15 protein-coding genes are annotated in these 19,439 nt (G+C 73.3%); 9 read left to right on the top strand and 6 right to left on the bottom strand.

Annotated elements, in window-relative coordinates; genetic code table 11:
* Positions 1-54: 54 nt before the first annotated feature.
* The 4 genes from ACIRPX_RS41350 (at position 55) to ACIRPX_RS41335 (ending at position 6,483) form a co-directional block, all read left to right on the top strand.
* Positions 55-1,269, top strand: coding sequence for an acetyl-CoA C-acetyltransferase (locus tag ACIRPX_RS41350; RefSeq protein WP_404205214.1), 1,215 nt, complete (start codon positions 55-57; stop codon positions 1,267-1,269).
* 41 nt (positions 1,270-1,310) lie between these two features.
* Positions 1,311-3,485 (top strand): 3-hydroxyacyl-CoA dehydrogenase NAD-binding domain-containing protein, encoded by a 2,175-nt coding sequence (locus ACIRPX_RS41345; RefSeq protein ID WP_404205212.1) that lies wholly within the window; start codon positions 1,311-1,313, stop codon positions 3,483-3,485.
* Between the two features lie 130 nt (positions 3,486-3,615).
* On the top strand, positions 3,616-5,244 hold the full coding sequence (locus ACIRPX_RS41340) for a thiamine pyrophosphate-binding protein (protein ID WP_404205210.1): 1,629 nt from the start codon (positions 3,616-3,618) through the stop codon (positions 5,242-5,244).
* A gap of 498 nt (positions 5,245-5,742) precedes the next feature.
* On the top strand, positions 5,743-6,483 hold the full coding sequence (locus ACIRPX_RS41335) for an IclR family transcriptional regulator (protein WP_404205208.1): 741 nt from the start codon (positions 5,743-5,745) through the stop codon (positions 6,481-6,483).
* A 23-nt stretch (positions 6,484-6,506) separates the two neighbouring features.
* Here the strand turns inward: ACIRPX_RS41335 and ACIRPX_RS41330 are convergent, their stop codons facing one another.
* Genes ACIRPX_RS41330 through ACIRPX_RS41320 form a run of 3 tightly spaced genes read right to left on the bottom strand, consistent with a single transcriptional unit; the run spans position 6,507 to position 10,105 of the window.
* Entirely contained in the window at positions 6,507-7,976 is a 1,470-nt protein-coding gene (locus tag ACIRPX_RS41330; RefSeq protein WP_404205206.1) for a sugar ABC transporter ATP-binding protein, read from the bottom strand.
* A gap of 1 nt (position 7,977) precedes the next feature.
* Positions 7,978-9,042 (bottom strand): sugar ABC transporter substrate-binding protein, encoded by a 1,065-nt coding sequence (locus tag ACIRPX_RS41325; RefSeq protein ID WP_404205204.1) that lies wholly within the window; start codon positions 9,040-9,042, stop codon positions 7,978-7,980.
* 34 nt (positions 9,043-9,076) lie between these two features.
* Positions 9,077-10,105 (bottom strand): ABC transporter permease, encoded by a 1,029-nt coding sequence (locus tag ACIRPX_RS41320; protein WP_404205202.1) that lies wholly within the window; start codon positions 10,103-10,105, stop codon positions 9,077-9,079.
* Between the two features lie 141 nt (positions 10,106-10,246).
* On the opposite strand from ACIRPX_RS41320, the gene ACIRPX_RS41315 reads away from it, so the two are divergent.
* Positions 10,247-10,972 (top strand): SDR family NAD(P)-dependent oxidoreductase, encoded by a 726-nt coding sequence (locus tag ACIRPX_RS41315; protein WP_404205200.1) that lies wholly within the window; start codon positions 10,247-10,249, stop codon positions 10,970-10,972.
* Here the strand turns inward: ACIRPX_RS41315 and ACIRPX_RS41310 are convergent.
* Positions 10,949-11,695: a MerR family transcriptional regulator gene (locus ACIRPX_RS41310; protein ID WP_404205198.1), complete on the bottom strand. Its 747-nt coding sequence runs from the start codon at positions 11,693-11,695 to the stop codon at positions 10,949-10,951. The genes ACIRPX_RS41315 and ACIRPX_RS41310 overlap by 24 nt on opposite strands.
* Before the next feature lie 260 nt (positions 11,696-11,955).
* Here ACIRPX_RS41310 and ACIRPX_RS41305 point away from each other — a divergent pair, with 260 nt between their 5' ends.
* Positions 11,956-12,858, top strand: a complete 903-nt coding sequence (locus tag ACIRPX_RS41305; protein ID WP_404205196.1) for a PfkB family carbohydrate kinase — start codon at positions 11,956-11,958, stop codon at positions 12,856-12,858.
* A 65-nt stretch (positions 12,859-12,923) separates the two neighbouring features.
* Here ACIRPX_RS41305 and ACIRPX_RS41300 read toward each other — a convergent pair whose 3' ends face one another.
* Complete coding sequence (locus ACIRPX_RS41300) at positions 12,924-14,399, bottom strand: M1 family metallopeptidase (protein ID WP_404205194.1); 1,476 nt, start codon at positions 14,397-14,399, stop codon at positions 12,924-12,926.
* 429 nt (positions 14,400-14,828) lie between these two features.
* Complete coding sequence (locus ACIRPX_RS41295; RefSeq protein WP_404205192.1) at positions 14,829-15,776, bottom strand: FAD-dependent oxidoreductase; 948 nt, start codon at positions 15,774-15,776, stop codon at positions 14,829-14,831.
* 78 nt (positions 15,777-15,854) lie between these two features.
* Here ACIRPX_RS41295 and ACIRPX_RS41290 point away from each other — a divergent pair, with 78 nt between their 5' ends.
* The 3 genes from ACIRPX_RS41290 to ACIRPX_RS41280 all read left to right on the top strand — a co-directional run bounded on the left by ACIRPX_RS41290 (position 15,855) and on the right by ACIRPX_RS41280 (position 19,185).
* The gene (locus ACIRPX_RS41290) at positions 15,855-16,880 is read left to right on the top strand and encodes an oxidoreductase (protein WP_404205190.1); all 1,026 of its coding nucleotides are present in this window, start codon (positions 15,855-15,857) and stop codon (positions 16,878-16,880) included.
* Between the two features lie 48 nt (positions 16,881-16,928).
* The gene (locus tag ACIRPX_RS41285) at positions 16,929-18,569 is read left to right on the top strand and encodes an ABC-F family ATP-binding cassette domain-containing protein (RefSeq protein ID WP_404205188.1); all 1,641 of its coding nucleotides are present in this window, start codon (positions 16,929-16,931) and stop codon (positions 18,567-18,569) included.
* Positions 18,570-18,810: 241 nt separating this feature from the next.
* Positions 18,811-19,185, top strand: coding sequence for a hypothetical protein (locus ACIRPX_RS41280; RefSeq protein WP_384255239.1), 375 nt, complete (start codon positions 18,811-18,813; stop codon positions 19,183-19,185).
* Positions 19,186-19,439: the final 254 nt, after the last annotated feature.

Below are 19,439 nucleotides of genomic sequence, written 5' to 3'. Positions count from 1 at the left end.
GGCCGGCCCACCCTCGACCCGGCCGGCCGACCCTCACCCCCGAAAGGCTTGCTTGTGAGCACCGAAGCGTACGTGTACGACGCGATCCGCACCCCGCGCGGCCGCGGCAAGGCGAACGGCGCCCTGCACGGCACCAAGCCCATCGACCTGGTCGTCGGGCTCATCCACGAACTGCGCGACCGCTGCCCGGGCCTGGACCCGGCCACGATCGACGACATCGTGCTCGGCGTCGTCGGCCCGGTCGGCGACCAGGGCTCCGACATCGCCCGGATCGCCGCGATCGCCGCGGGACTGCCGGACACCGTCGCGGGCGTGCAGGAGAACCGCTTCTGCGCCTCCGGCCTGGAAGCCGTCAACATGGCCGCCGCCAAGGTCCGTTCGGGTTTCGAGGACCTCGTCCTTGCGGGCGGCGTCGAGTCCATGTCGCGGGTGCCGATGGCCTCCGACGGCGGCGCCTGGTTCAACGACCCGATGACCAACCTCGCCACCAACTTCGTACCGCAGGGCATCGGCGCCGACCTCATCGCCACCATCGAGGGCTTCTCGCGCCGGGACGTCGACGAGTACGCGGCCCTCTCGCAGGAGCGGGCGGCCACGGCCGTCAAGGAGAACCGCTTCGAGCGCTCCCTCGTCCCGGTGAGGGACCGCAGCGGCCTGGTCGTCCTCGACCACGACGAGCACCCGCGCCCGGGCACCACCGCCGACTCCCTCGCCCGGCTGAAGCCGTCCTTCGCGGACATCGGCGACCTCGGCGGCTTCGACGCCGTGGCGCTGCAGAAGTACCACTGGGTCGAGAAGATCGACCACGTCCACCACGCGGGCAACTCCTCCGGCATCGTGGACGGCGCCTCCCTGGTCGCCATCGGCACCAAGGAGGCCGGCGAGCGAGGCGGCCTCACGCCGCGTGCGCGGATCGTCTCCGCGGCGGTGTCCGGCTCGGAGCCCACGATCATGCTCACCGGCCCCGCGCCCGCCACCCGCAAGGCCCTGGCCAGGGCCGGCCTGACCATCGACGACATCGACCTCGTCGAGATCAACGAGGCGTTCGCCGCGGTCGTCCTGCGGTTCGTGAAGGACATGGGCCTGTCGCTGGACAAGGTCAACGTCAACGGCGGCGCGATCGCCCTGGGCCACCCGCTCGGCGCCACCGGCGCGATGATCCTCGGCACGCTCGTGGACGAACTGGAGCGCCAGGACAAGCGCTACGGCCTCGCGACGCTCTGTGTCGGCGGCGGCATGGGCATCGCCACGATCGTCGAGCGCGTCTGAAGACCCCAGCGGCCACACGAGACTTCTACGGAGACCCCCTGATGACCGAGAGCACCACCATCCGCTGGGAACAGGACGAGACCGGCGTCGTCACCCTCGTCCTCGACGACCCCCACCAGTCCGCGAACACCATGAACCAGGCGTTCCGTGACTCCCTCGCCGCCGTCACCGACCGCCTGGAGGCCGAGAAGGACTCCATCCGCGGCATCGTCTTCACCTCCGCCAAGAAGACCTTCTTCGCCGGCGGCGATCTGCGCGACCTCATCCGGGTCACCCCCGAGACCGCTCAGGACCTGTTCGAGGGCGGCATGGCGATCAAGCGCAACCTGCGCCGCATCGAGACCCTGGGCAAGCCGGTGGTCGCCGCCATCAACGGCGCGGCCCTCGGCGGCGGGTACGAGCTCGCCCTCGCCTGCCACCACCGCGTCGCCCTGGACGCACCCGGCTCCAAGATCGGCTGCCCCGAGGTCACCCTGGGCCTGCTGCCCGGCGGCGGCGGAGTGGTCCGCACGGTCCGCCTGCTCGGCATCGCCGACGCCCTGCTGAAGGTGCTGCTCCAGGGCACCCAGTACAACCCGAGGCGGGCGCTCGACAACGGCCTGGTCCACGAAGTCGCCGCCACCCGGGACGAGATGCTCGCCAAGGCGCGCGCCTTCATCGACGCCAACCCCGAGTCGCAGCAGCCCTGGGACAAGCCGGGCCACCGCATCCCGGGCGGCACCCCCGCCGACCCCAGGTTCGCGGCCAACCTGCCGGCCTTCCCGGCCAACCTCCGCAAGCAGACGAGCGGCGCGCCCTACCCGGCGCCGCGCAACATCCTCGCCGCGGCCGTCGAGGGCTCGCAGGTCGACTTCGAGACCGCACAGGTCATCGAGGCCCGCTACTTCGTCGAACTGGCCGCGGGCCAGACCTCGAAGAACATGATCCAGGCGTTCTTCTTCGACCTGCAGGCCGTCAACTCCGGGGCCAACCGCCCGGACGGCGTCGAGCCGCGCAAGGTCCGCAAGGTCGCCGTGCTCGGCGCCGGGATGATGGGCGCGGGCATCGCCTACTCCTGCGCCCGCGCGGGCATCGAGGTCGTCCTCAAGGACGTCTCCCTGGAAGGGGCCGTCAAGGGCAAGGGCTACTCCGAGAAGCTGTGCGCCAAGGCCGTCTCCCGCGGCCGTACGACCCAGGACAAGGCCGACGCGCTGCTCGCCCGCATCACGCCGGCGGCGGACCCGCAGGACGTGGCCGGCTGCGACGCCGTGATCGAGGCCGTCTTCGAGAACCCCGAGCTCAAGCACAAGGTCTTCCAGGAGATCCAGCACCTCGTCGAGCCGGACGCGCTGCTGTGCTCCAACACCTCCACCCTGCCGATCACGGTGCTCGCCGAAGGCGTGGAGCGCCAGGCCGACTTCATCGGCCTGCACTTCTTCTCGCCGGTCGACAAGATGCCCCTCGTGGAGATCATCAAGGGCGAGCGCACCGGCGACGAGGCCCTGGCGCGCGCCTTCGACCTGGTCCGCCGGATCAACAAGACGCCGATCGTCGTCAACGACTCCCGCGGCTTCTTCACCTCCCGGGTGATCGGCCACTTCATCAACGAGGGCGTCGCCATGGTCGGCGAGGGCATCGAGCCCGCGTCGGTCGAGCAGGCGGCGGCGCAGGCCGGCTACCCGGCCAAGGTCCTGTCCCTCATGGACGAGCTGACCCTCACCCTCCCGCGCAAGATCCGCAACGAGTCCAGGCGGGCCGTCGAGGAGGCCGGCGGCACCTGGCCGGCGCACCCCGCCGAGGCCGTCGTCGACCGCATGGTCGACGAGTTCGACCGCCCCGGCCGCAGCGGGGGAGCGGGCTTCTACGACTACGACGAGAGCGGCAGGCGGGCGGGCCTGTGGCCGGGCCTGCGCGAGCACTTCACCAAGCCGGGCCACGAGATCCCGTTCGAGGACATGCAGGAACGCATGCTCTTCTCCGAGGCCCTCGACACGGTCAGGCTCCTCGAGGAGGGCGTCCTCACGTCGGTCGCCGACGCCAACATCGGCTCCATCCTCGGCATCGGCTTCCCCGGCTGGACCGGCGGCGTCCTCCAGTACATCAACGGCTACGAGGGGGGCCTGCCCGGTTTCGTGGCCCGCGCCCGCGAGCTGGCCGAGCGCTACGGCGACCGCTTCACCCCGCCGGCGCTGCTGGTGGAGAAGGCGGAGAAGGGGGAGCGCTTCTCGGACGCGTGACGGCACGGGCGGGGGCGGCGCGGGCCCGACGTGTCGCTGAGCGGTACGCAGGTCTTGCCCCGCGCCCCCCGGGCCCCCGACCCTGACCCGCGAACGCTCCGCACGGCCACCGTCCCCCGGAGGAGCCCCCATGGGTCAGCGTCCCGCCCTCGCCGTCCTGGACATCCTGCGCGGCGAGGGCGTGGACCGCGTCTTCGGCAATCCCGGCACCACCGAACTCCCCTTCCTGGCGGCCCTCGCGGACGCCCACGGCGAACCCGAGTACGTGCTCGGCGTCCACGAGGGCTCCGTCGTCGCCATGGCCGACGGCTACGCCCGCGGCACCGGCCGCCCCGCCTTCGTCAGCCTGCACATCGCCGCCGGCCTCGCCAACGGCCTGATCGGCCTGCTCAACGCCCGCCGCTCGCGCACCCCGCTCGTGGTGACGGCCGGTCAGCAGGACCGCCGCCACCTCCAGCAGGACCCGATGCTCTCCGGCGACCTGATCGGCCTGGCCACCCCGGCGGTGAAGGCGGCGTACGACATCCAGCACGCCCGCGACCTGCCGCTGGCCCTGCGCCGCGCCTTCGCGCTCGCCGTACGGCCGCCCGCGGGACCGGTGTTCCTGTCCCTGCCCATGGACGTGCTCGCCGAGGGCACCGAGGTCGAGGTCCCGGCCCGCACCCCCGCGCCGCCGCTCGGCCCGGCCGCCGGACTGGAGCGCGCCGCGCTGCTGCTCGGCGCCGCGGCCCGCCCCGCGATCGTCGCCGGGGACGGCGTGGGCCGCGAGGGCGCCGTGGACGCTCTCGTGCGGACCGCCGAGATGTGCGGCGCCGTCGTCCACCACCAGCCGATGGCGGACTGCCTCAACTTCCCCACCACGCACCCCCTCCACGCCGGGATGCTGCCGCCCCGGCACGACGCCATCCGCACGGCCCTCGCCTCCTACGACACCGTGCTGATCGCCGGGGCGCACGCCTTCACACCGCACCACTACAGCCCCGGGCCCCCGCTGCCGCCCGGCCTCACGGTCGTCCAGCTGGACTCCGACCCGCACGAGATCGGCCGCAACTTCGCCGCCGCGGCCGGGCTGGTGGGCGCGCTCGCTCCCTCGCTGCACCGCCTGGCGGAGCTTCTGCGGGACCGGGTGCCCGCCCCCACGGCCAAGGCCCGCATCCTGCGCGCCGGCGAGCGGCACACCGCCGACCGCGACCGGGCCGAGTCCGCCGCCCGCGCCGCCTACTCCCCGGCACCGCTCGCCCCCTGGGCCGCCGCCCACGCGGTGGCCCGCGGACTGCCACCGGACGCGATCGTCGTCGAAGAGGCCATCACCGTCGGCCTGTTGCTGCGCCGCCTGGTCCGTCTCGAACGTCCCGGCAGCTACACGCACACCGTCGGCGGCGGACTGGGCTGGGGCATCGGCGCCGCCGTCGGCCGCGCCCTGGCCGAACCCGGCCGCCCGGTGGTCGCCGTCCTCGGCGACGGCTGCACCCTCTTCGGCCTCCAGGGCCTGTTCAGCGCCGCCCGACAGGACGCACCCGTCCTGTTCGTCGTGATGAACAACGGCGTCTACCAGACCCTCCAGGACACCTACGCGGCCCTGGGCAACCCGGGCCCCTGCCCCGGCACCGACCTGGGCGGGCTGGACTTCACCCAGGCGGCCCGCTTCTTCGGCGTCGACGCCGTCCGCGCGGCGAGCGCGGACCACCTGCGCGAACTGGTGCGGGGAGCGGGGGACTTGACCCGGCCGCTGCTCGTCGACGTACCCCTGCGGCCCTGAACCGGGCTCCCGGGCGCCCGGCGAGGGAGGGACCGTTGCCGTCCTCGGCCGCGGTCCCCACCCGCGCCCACCCCGTCGGCCCCCGGACTGCCCACCGCCGGGGCCGTACGCCCCCTCGGCCGCTGCGTCCCGGGCGTGTGTCGCCGGGTGGGCCGCCACCGTGGCGCGGCCGACGTCGCGTCCGCCGCCCGTCCACAAGTGTCTCCGGCCGCCGTGCGGGGCCCCGGCGGCCGGAGACCCGGCAGACGAGGTGCCCGGTCGCGCCGGGCCAGGGCCCGCACCGCGGCCGTCCGGGAGGCGTTCCGGCTCGACGACCGGCACCACCGGGTCCGGAACCGGCCGGACAACGGCCACCACGCCCCGGACCGCTGCCCGGCACCGCGTACGGCACCGCGTACGGCGCGCGGCACCGCGTCCGGCGGGCCGCTGTCGCGCCGCGGGCCCACTCACCACGCCCCGCACCTTGTCACCCGCCCGGCCAGCCACCACCATCGGTCCATGACGGACGGTCAGCTGCCGAAGTCGGTGCTCGCCCGGGGGGTCATGGTGCTGCGCGCCTGCGGCGGCTCCGAGACCGCCCTCACACTGGCCGAGCTGGCCCTGTCCACGGGGCTGCCGAAACCGACCGCGCACCGGCTGGTCGGCGAGCTGGTCCGGCTCGGCCTGGTCGAGCGCACCGAGGCGGGCAGCTACCGCATCGGGCTCGGGCTGTTCGTGCTGGGCCAGTCGGCGCCGTCGGTGCGGGAGCTGCGGGACACCGCCCTGCCCTACCTCGGCGACCTGCACGAGGCGACGCTGGAGAACGTGCACCTGGCCGTCCCCGACGGCACCGACACGCTGTTCCTGGAGAAGGTCACCGGCCGCCGCGCGACCCCGATCGTCTCCCGCACCGGGGGCCGGCTGCCCGCGCACTGCACCGCCACCGGCAAGGTCTTCCTCGCCCAGGACCCGCGCCCGCCGCACCGCACCCTGACCCGCCTCACCCCGCGCACCCTGGTCCTGCCCGGCCAGCTCGCCCGTGACCTCGCCCTGACCCGGGCCCGCGGCTTCGGCGTCAACCTGGAGGAGGCCGAGGTCGGCATCTCCGCCGTCGCCGCCCCGGTCTACGTCCGCGACCACGGCCCCCGCCCGATCGCCGCGATCTCCGTCACGGGCGGCACCCGCCGCCTGGACGTCGACCGCATGGGCGCCAGGGTGTGCGCGGCGGCACGGGCCCTGACCCGCGCGCTGTCGGCCTGAACCACCCCCACCAACGCTCCGGTTCAGCCCGGTTCCGGCACCGCCTGCTGCATCGCCACCGCCAGCGCATGCTCCGTCAGCCGCTCCCCGTGCACCTCGTCCGTCACCCGCCCCCGCACGAACACCAGCACCCGGTCGCACACCTCCGTCAGCTCGGCGAGGTCCGTCGAGGCGAGCAGCACCGCCGCGCCGCCCGCCGCCAGTTCGCCGACGATACGGTGCATCTCGGCCCGTACGCCCACGTCGACGCCGCGCGTGGGGTCGTCGAGGACGACGATCTCCGGGTCGGTCGCCAGCCACTTGGCGAAGACGACCTTCTGCTGGTTGCCGCCGGAGAGGCGGGCCACGACGTCGTAGGGCCCGCCGCGCAGCCGCAGCCGTCGCGTCAAGTCCGTGGTGCGGCGCACCAGTTCGGAGCGGGAAGGCAGGACGCCCCCGCGGCCGAGCGCCAGCCAGCTCACCGTCGTGGTGTTCTCCCACACCGGCCGGTCCGGCATCAGGCCGTAGCGCTTGCGGTCGCTCGGCACGAAGGCGACGCCCGCGCGGACCGCGTCCCGCAGCGAACGCGGCGCCCCGCGGCCCGCGACGTCCACCCGCCCCGCGGACACCGTCCGGCGCCCGCACACCACCTCCAGCGCGTCGAGATGCCCCGCCCCCTGCAGCCCGGCGACCCCGACCACCTCGCCCGCCCGCACGGTGAAGGTCACGTCCGTCAGGCGCCCCGGCACGCGCACCCCGGACAGCACCACCACCGGGGGCCGGTCCACCACGGCCCGCGCCCGGCGCGGCGGCACCGGCGGCCGGCTGCCCAGCATCGCCGTGACCAGCTGCGGCACGCCGATCTCCGCCCGCGCCACCCCCGCCAGCGCCACCCGCCCGTCGCGCAGCACCGTCACGCGGTGCGCGAAGCGCATGACCTCGTCCAGGAAGTGCGTGACGTACAGGACGGCGATGCCCCGCCCGGTGAGGGTGCGCAGGACGTCCGCGAGCCGGTTGACGGCGGCGATGGACAGGGCCGAGGTGGGCTCGTCGAGGATCAGCAGCCGCGGGCCGCGCAGCAGCGCCCGCGCGATCTCCGTCAGCTGCTGGTCGGCCAGGGAGATTTCGCCGAGCTCCTGGCCGAGGTCGAGGTCGAGTCCCAGGTCCGCCAGGACGGGCCGGGCCGCCCGGTCCATCGCGCCGCGGTCGAGCAGGCCGAAGCGCCGTGGCGGCCCCGTGGGGAAGAGGTTCTCGCGCACGGTCAGGTCCGGGAACAGGCTCAGCTCCTGGGAGACGACCGCCAGCCGGCTGCCCGGGGCGGTCCGCACCACCCCCTCGTCCGCGGCCAGCACCCCGGAGAGGATGCGCACCAGCGTCGACTTGCCCGCCCCGTTCTCCCCGACCAGGGCGTGCACCTCGCCGCCCCGCAGCCGGATGCCGGACCCGTCCAGGGCCCGTACACCGCCGTAGGACTTGACCAGACCCTGGGCCACCAGGATGTCCCCGTCCGTCATCTCAGCGGGCGTCCTTCAGCGGCTTGATCCGGGCCTGCTGGTCGGCCAGGAGCTTGTCGATCGTCGGCTTGTACCAGTCGTAGGCGGCCGTCGCGGACTTCTGCCGGGCGATGACGTCGTCGATGTCGGCGGAGTCGACGACCCCGCCGGGGGAGAGGAACCAGCCCTGCGGCAGCTTCCCGTCCTTGTGGCGCACCGAGTCGACGAGGATCGCCGTGGAGAGATAGCCCTTGAGGAAGTGCTGCGGGTCGATGGTGACGAAGTTCGAGCCGTCCTTGACCGCCTCCAGCGTCTTGGGGTCGACGTCGAAGCCGGCGGTCAGCCAGGTGCCGTGCCGCGTCTTCTTGATCTTGGCGAGGTTGTAGCTGTCGGCGTCCCCGACGCCGAGGAACGCCAGCGCCTCGGGGTGCGCGTTCACCTGCGACGACCAGGAGCTGTAGTTCTGCCCGGGATCGCTGTACGTCTGGAAGGGGCCCAGGACCTTCACCCCCGGCGCCAGCTTCCTGAACGTGTCGGAGATGCCCTTCGCCCGGTTGTCCAGCACGGGAGTCCCCGGGTTGGGCACGCCGATGACGATCTCGCCCTCGGGGTGTGCGCCGAGCCGCTTCAGCGCCTCCTTGGCCATCAGCTCGCCGAGCGCGTAGTTGTCGTTGCCGACGTAGAAGCCGATCTTGCTGCCGTCGGTGGGGGCGGTGTCCAGCGCGACGAGGGGGACGCCCTTGTCCACGGCCTGCGCGGCGGGCCGGGTGAAGATCGGCGGGTCGAGGTTCTCCAGGACGATGCCGTCCCTGGCGGTGGTGGTGAGGTTCTGGAAGAGCTGCGCCTCGGCCGGGCCGTCGGTGTTCGGCGGGCCCACCGCCTTGAAGTTGACCTTCCCGGCGTGGCCGGCGGCGCTCTCGGCGCCGAGCACCATCTCGTGCGCGAAGTTGAGCGAGATGTTGGCGACCGCGATGCCCATGTCGAGCTCGCCGCTCTTGCTGCCGGGGCTGTGGTCGCCGCAGCCGGCGGCGCCGAGCAGCACCAGAGCGCCGCACGCGGCGGCGGTCGTACGGAGTCGGGGATGCATCACGGCCTCCAAGAGCCTTGCGCAGGCTGGGTGTTCACTTGCGTCGGCGTCCGGTGCGCCGCAGCGCGCTGTCGGCCGCGACGGCGACGAGGATGACCGCGCCGGTCGCGAACGACGTCCAGTTGATGGGTACTTCGAAGAACACGAGCCCCGAGGCCACGACCGCCAGGATCATCGCCCCGGCCACCGCGCCGATCACGGAGCCGCGGCCGCCGGCCAGCGGGGTGCCGCCGATGATGCAGGCGGCGATGGCCTGCAGTTCGTAGCCCTGGCCCAGGGTCGGGTCACCGGCGCCGTAGAAGGCGAGGGCGAGCACGGCGGCGCACGCCGTGGTGAGCCCCGACAGGGCCAGGGCCTCGACGCGGGTGCGGACCACCGGGATGCCGCTGAAGGCGGCGGCGTCGGGGTTGGACCCGATCGCCCGCACCCGGGCCCCGAAGCGGGTGCGGGCGAGCACCACGGCCAGCACCGCGAGCACGGCCGGCAGCACCCACAGCGCGAACGGCACCCCGCCGGGGTCCCCGCCCACGACGGTGAAGAACGAGTCGTCCAGCGGCAGATCGGTGATCTGCTTGCCGTCGGCGAGGGCGAGACCGACGCCCCGGTAGAGCATCAGGGTGCCGAGGGTGACGATGAAGGACGGCAGGGCGAGCAGTGTCGTCACCAGCCCGTTGAACACACCGAGGGCGATCCCGGTCAGCAGCATCACCGGCACCGCCAGCCACGGGCTGAGCCCGTCGCGCACCAGCAGCGCCCCGACGACCAGGCACATCGCGTAGCTGCCGCCCACCGACAGGTCCACCTCGCGCATGGCGAGGACGAAGACCATCCCGCACGCCATCAGCGAGACGTAGACGGAGTTGTGGGCCGTGGAGAGCAGGTTGGAGGTGTCGAGGAAGTCCGGGTAGCGGATGCCGATCCCGGCGATCAGCAGCGCGAGCACGAGCAGCACGCCCAGCTCGTCCCGGAGCAGCCGCCCGGGCAGCGGGGCGAGCCGGCGCAGCCCGCCCCACTGATCGCGGGCGCGCTCGGCGTCGTCCACGGCAGGCTCGGTCTCGGTCATCGGGCACGGCTCCCGTACGGCTGGTACTGGCGGCAGGACCTGGCCGCAGCGTCGGCCCCCGGAGGGCGGGCGGCAACAGAGCCGTTTCAGCGAGTGGAATGCGTCCTTGCCGAGCGACTGACGGCTCATCACACTCGGGCCATGGACACGCGTACCGCCCTGGTGACCGGAGCGGCACAGGGCCTCGGGCAGGAGTTCGCCGTCGCGCTCGCCGGGCGCGGCTACCGGGTCGCCGGGCTCGACATAGCCCCGCAGACCGAGACCGCCGGGAGGATCCTGGACTATCTGGGGCTGGTGGGCGACGCCGCCGACGACGAGCAGGTGCGGGCCGGGATGGAGCGCGTGATCGACCGGTTCGGCACGCTGCACGTGGTGGTCAACAACGCGGGCGTCTACCCCGCCGGGCCCTTCGAGGAGACCACGCTCGAGGACTGGCGCCGGATCATGCGGGTGAACCTGGAGGCGCCGTTCGTGGTGACGCGGGCCGCGCTGCCGTACCTGAAGGCGGCCGGGTGGGGCCGTGTCGTCAACATCGTCTCCGCCGCGGTGTTCACCGCACCGCCCGACATGGTCCCCTACGTCACCTCGAAGATGGGCCTGATCGGCTTCACGCGTGCGCTGGCCTCGGCGCTCGGCCCGTACGGCATCACCGCCAACGCGATCGCGCCCACCATGGTGCGCACCGCCACCGCCGAGCGGACGGTCGGCGCGGACGGCGGCTTCGAGGCGGTCCGCGCCGGACAGGTCGTGCGGCGCACCCAGCAGCCGTCCGACCTGGTCTCGACGCTGCTGTACGTGGTGGACGAGGGCAGCGGCTTCCTGACCGGGCAGACGCTCAACGTGTCAGGCGGAGCGGCCTTCCTGTGACGTGGCCGGCTCCGGCTGCGTGTCCGCGAGCCACTGGTGCACCTCCTCCTTGAGCGAGCGCTGGAAGGTCGTCAGCAGGGCCTGCACCACGAGGGGCTGCATGTGCGCCGACAGCAGCTTCACGTCCTGCTCGTCCCGCTCGGCCACCTCGCCGCGGAACAGCTGCGACAGCTCGTGCGCCGCCGCGCGCGAGTGCTCGATCAGCACCGTGCGGGAGGCGAGGATGGCCGCCTCCGACAGGGGCACGTCCAGGAGCTGCACCCCGAGCCGCAGCAGCCCCGAGTCGACCCGGAAGGCGTCCCCGTCGGCCCGGACGACGCCCATGGCGGCGAGCCGCTCGGTGTCGTCCGCGCTGAGCGGTCGCCCGGCCCGGCGGTGCAGCTCCTCGGCCGTGAGCGTCTCCACGGTGTCCGGGGCCCAGGACGCCACGACGGCCCGGTGGATCGCCAGGTCGTGGTGGCTGAGGCCGGGTGGCAGCTGCTCCATGTACCGCTCGATCGCCGCCAGGGTCATGCCCTGGTGCTGCAGCTCCTCGATGAGGGCCAGCCGGGCCAGGTGCTGCTGCCCGTAGCGGCCGACCCGGCGCGGACCGATCACCGGCGGGGGGAGCAGCCCCTTGGTGCTGTAGAAGCGGACCGTGCGGACGGTGATGCCGGCCTGCGCTGCCAGTTCGTCGACCGTGAGCGTCGGCTCCCCGGTGTCGCTGTCGGTGTCGGTCGTCATGTGCAGCAGTATCGCTGTCTCACCAGAACTGTGAAACCCGTACGGCGTGGCCGCCCGGGGCGTACGAGGCCGTTGCGCCGTCCTCGACGCGGGAACCGACGGAGCACACGGGGTGGCCCGCCCGGAAACCCCGGAGCCGTTGTCGGTGGGGGGCCGTACGGTGGCGTCATGCCGAGGACCGTCCGGACCCGGGGTGACGCCACCGTGCCGCCGGTGAAGGGCGTCGCGGTGACCGTGTACGACCATGGAGAGGGCGGGACATGAGCCGCGACATCGACGTTCTCGTGCTGGGCGGCGCGGGTGTGGACACGATCGTGCACGTGCCGCGGCTGCCGCTCCCGTATGCCGACAGCTACATGATCGAGCAGGGCATCCGCACCCGGGCCGGCCAGACCGGCGACTTCGTCGCGCTGGGCCTCGGCGCGCTCGGCCTGCGCGTGCACCATCTCGACATGCTCGGCGACGACCCCGAGGGCGACCTGGTGCGCGCCCTGCACCGGGAGCGGGGCATCGCGCTCACCGCGGTCCCGCAGCCCGCCGGGACGAAGCGCGCGGTCAACCTCGTCAGCCCCGACGGCAGGCGCCTGTCGCTGTACGACGCGAGCCGCACGCCGGTCGAGGACCGCTTCCCCGAGGACACGGTGCGGGCCCTGGCCGCGGCGAGCCGCCATGTCCACGTGACCATCACCCGGCCCTGCGCCGACACCCTGCCGCTCCTGCGCGAGACGGGCGCGACGATCTCCACCGACCTCCACGACTGGGACGGCGAGAACCCCTACCACGAGCCCTTCGCCCACGCCGCCGACGTCGTCTTCCTCTCCGCCGCCGCCCTCACCGACCCGGAGCGCACCATGCGCCGCATCGCCGACCGCGGACGCGCGGAGGTGGTCGTCGCCACGGCGGGCGCGAAGGGCGCCCACCTCCTGGCCGACGACGAACTCACCCACATCCCCCCGGCCGCCCCACCCGCTCCGGTCCTCGACTCCAACGGCGCGGGAGACGCCTTCGCGGCGGCCTTCCTGTTCGGCTGGCTGAACAGGGAGACACCGCGCCGCAGCGCCGTCTACGGCACGATCGCGGGCGCCCACGCCTGCACGGTCGCGTCGACGGAGACGGACTCGACCGGCCGGGAGGACCTCCTGGCGAGGGCCGAGGGTCTGTGAGGGTGGCGGGGAACCGCGCGACCCGCCACACCGGCCCGCAGCCCCCACACCACCGAACCACTTCGCTAGTGCACGTCGTTCGTGGCCGCGATCCTCTTCCACGACTTCGGCTGCACCACGGCGGACTTGGCGAGAGCCGTCCCCGCCGGGGCCGCGGGCTTGCTCGGCCGGAACAGCCAGGTGTCGAAGAGCGAACTCAGCGACCTGCCCGACACCTTCTCCGCGTACGCCTCGAAGTCGGCGACGGACGCGTTCCCGTACGCGTGCTCCCGGGGCCAGCCCTTCAGGACGGCGAAGAACGCGTCGTCGCCGACGGCGTTGCGCAGGGCCTGGATCGCCAGCGCCCCGCGGTCGTAGACAGCGATGTCGAACTGGTGGTCAGGACCGGGGTCACCCGGCTCGACCGTCCAGAACGCGTCGTCCGCCGGATGCGAGGCGTACACGTAGTCGGCGAGTTCCTGCGCCGTGCCCTCGCCCTCGTGCTCGGACCACAGCCACTGGGCGTACCGCGCGAAGCCCTCGTTGATCCAGATGTCCTTCCAGCCCTTCAGCGACACGCTGTCGCCGTACCACTGGTGCGCCAGCTCGTGCACGACGACGGAGGCGTTGGAGCCGTTCGCGAACTGCTTCGGGCTGTAGTAGACCCGCGTCTGCGTCTCCAGCGCGTACCCGGTGGTCGTGTCGGGGACGTAGCCGCCGGCCGAGCTGAACGGATAGGGCCCGAAGTAGCCGCTGAGCCAGTCGACGAGTTCCCCGGTCCGCTCCACGCTCGCCCGCGCCGCACCGTCGTTGTCGCCGAGGTTCTTGCTGTAGGCGTTGACGACGGGCACCCCGTCCTCGGAGGTGCCGGTCGTGATGTCGAACCTGCCGATCGCCAGGGTCGTCAGGTAGGTGGCCTGCGGCTTGTTCTCGCGCCAGTTGTAGCGCGTCCAGCCGAGCTGCGAACTCCTCGACCGCAGCGTGCCGTTGGACAGCGCCTGCGTCCCGTTCGGCACGGCGACGGACACGTCGTAGGTGGCCTTGTCGAGCGGGTGGTCGTTGCTCGGGAACCACCACCAGGCGGCCTCGGGCTCGTCCGCCGCGACCGCGCCGTCCGGCGTGCGGTGCCAGGTGGTGAAGCCGTAGGCGCTCTTCGACGACGGCACGCCGCTGTAGCGCACGACCACGGTGATCGCCGTGCCCTTCGCCAGCGGCGTCCTCGGCGTGATCACCAGTTCGTGCCGGCCGGAGGTGGTGAAGGCGGCCCTGGCGCCGTTGACCCGCACCTCGCCGACGTCCAGCAGGAAGTCGAGGTCGAAGCTGGAGAGGTCCTGCGTGGTCTTCGCCAGGATCGTCGCGGTGCCGGACAACTCGTCGGTCGCGGGCCGGTACTTCAGCCGCAGGTCGTAGTGGGAGACGTCGTATCCGCCGTTGCCGTAGGCCGGGTAGTAGGGATCGCCGATGCCCGGAGCGCCGGGCGGGTAGCTCGCGGCGGACGCCGGGATCGCCAGCATCAGGGAGGCCGCGGCGAGGGCGCCCGGTGCGATGAATCTACGGTGCACGAAAGCTCCAAGTCGTAGGGGCTCGAGGTCTGTCCGGAGCCTGGGGCGCCCCTGTGCCACTGGGCATCCCCACGGCCCCGCCGGTCACACGACCGCCATTCGGCCGTCCTGAACCACCCTGTGACAAGGCCCGATCCGGCCACGCACGTCCCGCCCGGCGTCTCATGTCCCGCACCTCGGCGAGCGTCCCGCCGGCCGGCGGCGCGGCGGCCTTCGCCCGCGCCACGGCGGGCACCACGGCCGCACCCGCGGCAACGCCCCTGAAGGGTGTACGCGACCCGGGCGCCTCCCACCGCGTCCCCATCGGCTGTGCGAGCCGCGGAGAGTCTCCCGCGACTCAGCCCGCGCCCCTGTCTTCCAGGGGCGCGGGGGAACTGCGCGACCAGCCACGACGATGCCACAGACGCATGCACCGCACCCCGCGGAGCACTACAACGGGGCCGGGCAAGCCAGCCCGGCCGCCTCCTCCGCGCACCCCCACGCCACCGTCACACCCGCCCCGCCGTGCCCGTAGTTGTGCACCAACACCCTTTCGCCGTGCAGGACTTCACGCTCCAGCCGCACCGCGTCCCGCACCGGCCGTAGCCCCACGCGGTGCCCCAGCACCCGCGCCCCCGCGATCTCGGGCCGCAGCGCCGCACAGCGCCGTACGATCGCCTCGGCCACCGCCGGATCCGGCCGCAGCGACCAGGCGTCCTCGTCGGCCGTGCCGCCCAGCAGCAGGCGTCCGGGCTGCGGGAAGAAGTACGCCATCTCCCCGTCCGGGCCGGTGGAGACGAGCCAGGTGCGGATGCCGGGGTTCTCCACCACCACCAGCTGTCCGCGCACGGGCCGCACGGACGCGTCCGGAACGAGCTCGCGCGCCCCCAGTCCCGTGCAGTTGACGACGACCGGGGCGTCGGCCTCCGAGAGGCCGGCGACCGTACGCTCCTCCACCACCCCGCCCGCCTTCACCAGCCGCTCCCGCAGCCACGGCAGATGCGTGAGCATGTCGACGAGCGGCAACCGCGCCCACAGCCCGCTCCCGGCGTACTCCCCGGGCGTCGACGCGCGCAGCCCCGGCACCCGGGAAGCCGCCCAGGACTCGGCTCGGTCGAGATCCGCCTCGCCCAGTACCCCTTCGACCAGGCGTACGCCGGTCACCTCGGGATCGCCCGCCAACTCCTCGTACACGTCCAGGGACCGCAGCGCCCACTCCCGTGCCCGGGCCACCGGCTCGATCCGGTACGGCCACCACAGCGCCCCGGCAACCGCCGAGGTGGTCCGCTCGGCGGGATCCCGCGTCCACACCCGCACCCGTACACCGCGCTCGGCGAGAACGACGGCGGTGGTCAGCCCGACGACCCCGCCTCCCACGACGATGACATCGTTGTTCACGGCGCCCTCCCTCCAGGGACGGTAGCGGAATGTGTCATGCCGTGCTCGGAGAGCTCCGACTGCGGGAATACTCACAGCATGTCCGCCGGATACGCGACCTTCGGCCTGGCACCGGCGATGCGCGCCGGTGGCGTCCTCAGCAACGGTGACTACCAGATCCACCGGGACTTCGTGGACTTCATCGTCGACGGGCGGCCGCTGCTGTTCCAGCTCTCCGACCTCGACGCCGTCTCCCCGCTCGCCTCCGACGTCCCGCCCGCGATCTTCACCGAGCAGGTCCGCAGCCTCCTGCTGGAGGCGCGGGCACCGCTCCCGGACGGCCGCTACGTCGTCTACGGCTGCCCGGAGTGCGCGGACCTGGCCTGCGGCGCGGTCACCGCGGTCATCGAACGCGACGGCGAGGACTTCATCTGGCGGGACTTCGCCTGGCAGACCGACGAACACGCCGATCCGGTACGCAACGGCTACCACGGGATAGGGCCGTTCCGCTTCCGGGGCGAGCAGTACCGCGAGGCGCTGGCCGCGCTGCTCGACGGCGAGAGCGCCCCGGGCACGCGGCGCCGGGTCCTGCTCATCGGCGCGCGGGTCGCCCTGCTCGCCAAGCTCGCCGCCGCGCTGCGCGCCATCGGCATCGGCGCCGACATCGCCCATGACGCGCACGGCGTCCCCGCCGACGAACTGCGCGGCTACGGTGCGGTCGCCTTCGGACGCGCGATCGGCCAGGAGCGGCGGGAGGAGGTGCGCCGCTGCTTCGAGCAGGCAGGCGTCGAGGTGGCGTACGTCGAGGGCCTCGCGCCGATCGTCCCGCTGCTCGTCGCGCAGATCGAACACGCCCTGGACCGCAGCCCGGTGGAGCAGCGCCGGCTGACCCGGCTGGTGGCGGCCGGCGGCGAGGCGGGCCTCGAGGTCACCTCGCCCTGCCGGGTCCGGCTGACCGCGTACCGCCTGGACCGGCTCTACCGCGCCCACGCCCACGACGTCTTCGACGGGGTGCTGGAGGCCGGCCGGCACCGCATCGCGCTGGACGCCAGGACGGTCAGGGGCCAGTCCTTCGTGGTGGCGCGGACGGCGGGGAGTGTGCTGGTGGAGACCATGGCCCGGTGAGAACGGCGGGGCGGCGCGGGTCCGTCGGCGGTTAGGATCGGCGGCCTGATGACTGCCACACTCGTCGCCAAGAACCTCGCCGCCGGGCACGGCGACCGCTCCCTGTTCGCCGGACTGGACCTCGTCGTCGCGCCCGGTGACGTGATCGGCCTGGTCGGTGCCAACGGCGCGGGCAAGTCCACCCTGCTCAGGATGCTCGCGGGGCTCCTCGCGCCGGAGCAGGGGGAGCTCAGGCTCTCCCCGCCGTCGGCGACCGTCGGCCACCTCCCGCAGGAGCCGGAGCGCCGCCCCGGTGAGACCGTGCGGGAGTTCCTGGCCCGCCGCACCGGCGTCGCCGAGGCCCAGCGCGTGATGGACGAGGCCACGCAGGCGCTGGTCGACGGCGCACCGGGCGCCGACGACGCCTACGCGACGAGCCTGGAGCGCTGGCTCGGCCTCGGCGGCGCGGACCTGGAGGAGCGGGCGGAGGAGGTCGCCGACTCCCTCGGCCTCGCGGTGGACCTGGACCAGCCGATGACGTCCCTGTCCGGCGGCCAGGCGGCCCGCGCCGGACTCGCCTCCCTCCTGTTGTCCCGCTACGACGTCTTCCTGCTCGACGAGCCCACCAACGACCTCGACCTGGACGGCCTGGAACGCCTCGAACGGTTCGTCTCCGGCCTGCGCGCCGGCACCGTCGTCGTCAGCCACGACCGCGAGTTCCTCACCCGCACGGTCACCAAGGTCCTCGAACTCGACCTCGCACAGGGGCAGATCAACCTCTACGGCGGCGGCTACGCCGCCTACCTGGAGGAACGCGAGGTCGCACGCCGGCACGCCCGGGACGACTACGAGGAGTACGCGGACAAGAAGGCCGCCCTCCAGGACCGGGCGCAGACGCAGCGCTCCTGGATGGACAAGGGCGTGAAGAACGCCCGGCGCAAGGCGGGCAACGACAACGACAAGATCGGCCGCAAGTTCCGCAGCGAGGCCGGTGAGAAGCAGGCGGCGAAGGCCCGGCAGACCCAGCGCATGATCGAACGGCTCGAGGTCGTCGACGAACCCCGCAAGGAGTGGGAGCTGCGCATGGAGATCGCGTCGGCCCCGCGGTCGGGCGCCGTCGTGGCCACCCTGCGCGACGCCGAGGTGCGCCGCGGCGACTTCACCTTCGGACCGGTGTGCCTGCAGATCGACTGGGCGGACCGGGTGGCGGTGACCGGGGCGAACGGCGCCGGCAAGTCGACCCTGCTTGGCGCCCTGCTGGGCCGCCTCCCGCTCGACTCCGGTGCCGCCGCCCTCGGTTCCGGCGTCCTGGTCGGCGAGGTCGACCAGGCCCGCGAGCTGTTCCACGGCGCGGAGTCCCTGCTGGACGCGTTCGGCGCCGCCGTACCCGACACCGAGCCGGTCGAGGTCCGCACCCTGCTGGCCAAGTTCGGCCTCAAGAGCGATCACGTCCTGCGCCCGGCGGCGACCCTCTCCCCGGGGGAACGCACCCGCGCGGCCCTGGCGCTGCTGCAGGGCCGGGGCGTCAACCTCCTGGTCCTGGACGAGCCCACCAACCATCTGGACCTGCCCGCCATCGAGCAGCTGGAGTCCGCGCTCGACGCCTACCGGGGCACACTCCTGCTGGTCACCCACGACCGCCGCATGCTGGACGCGATCCACGTCACCCGCCGCCTGGAGGTGGCGGACGGGAAGGTGACGGAACGCTAGGGCCGTGGCCGGGAAGGGGCGCCGGCCACAGTACGGGGGTCTGCTGCGCCGGCTGCGTCAACTTCTCGCCCTCATAAGGCACTTGGTGGTGCGCCGAACGATCCGGTCGTGCCCATGTTCGGTCGTCGGAGGTCAGTCCCAAAGAGTTGCTCCTGACACCCCGGCGGCGTGCGTACGGTCCGGAGACCGAGACGGGCCGCGCACCGGCCCGCGCAGTCAACGGCACGCAATGGGAGGCGCTGTGGCGAGTGTGGAAGTGTCGCTGAAGGAGATGATGGCCGGGATCGAGGGAGCCCTCGGAGCCGCCGTCGTCGACTACACCAGCGGAATGGCGCTGGGCACGCTCGGCGGGAGCAAGGAGCTGGACCTGACCGTCGCCGCGGCCGGCAACACGGATGTCATCCGGGCCAAGGTCCGCACCATGGAACAGCTGGGTCTCAAGGGCCTGATCGAGGACATCCTGATCACGCTGGACCGCCAGTACCACGTGATCCGCCTGGTGAAGGGCCGATCGGGCAACGGGCTGTTCCTCTACCTCGTCCTCGACAAGTCCAACTCGAACCTGGCGATGGCACGCCACCAACTCAAGCGCGTGGAGGAGGCGATCGAGATCTAGCGCGCCCCGGACTCCGGCGGTCACGTCTGCCCATGATGTGAAGACTTCTTCAAGTCACCACATCAGCATGGTGCCAATGTGCGTTCCCGGCGGGTCCGAGGCGTGAAGGATCGGCTTCGAAGGCGGTCCGCGGTGGGGGGGGGGGGCGGGGGCCCCCCCCCCCCCCCCCGGCCCCCCCCCCCCCCCCCCCCCCCCCCCCCCCCCCCGCCCGCCCCCCCCCCCCCCGCCCCCCCCCCCCCCCCCGGGGCGGGCGC

The sequence above is a fragment of the Streptomyces sp. NPDC101225 genome, assembly GCF_044767585.1.
In the GTDB taxonomy this organism is placed as follows: Bacteria; Actinomycetota; Actinomycetes; order Streptomycetales; family Streptomycetaceae; genus Streptomyces.
This window is presented reverse-complemented; position numbering and strand designations above follow the sequence as displayed.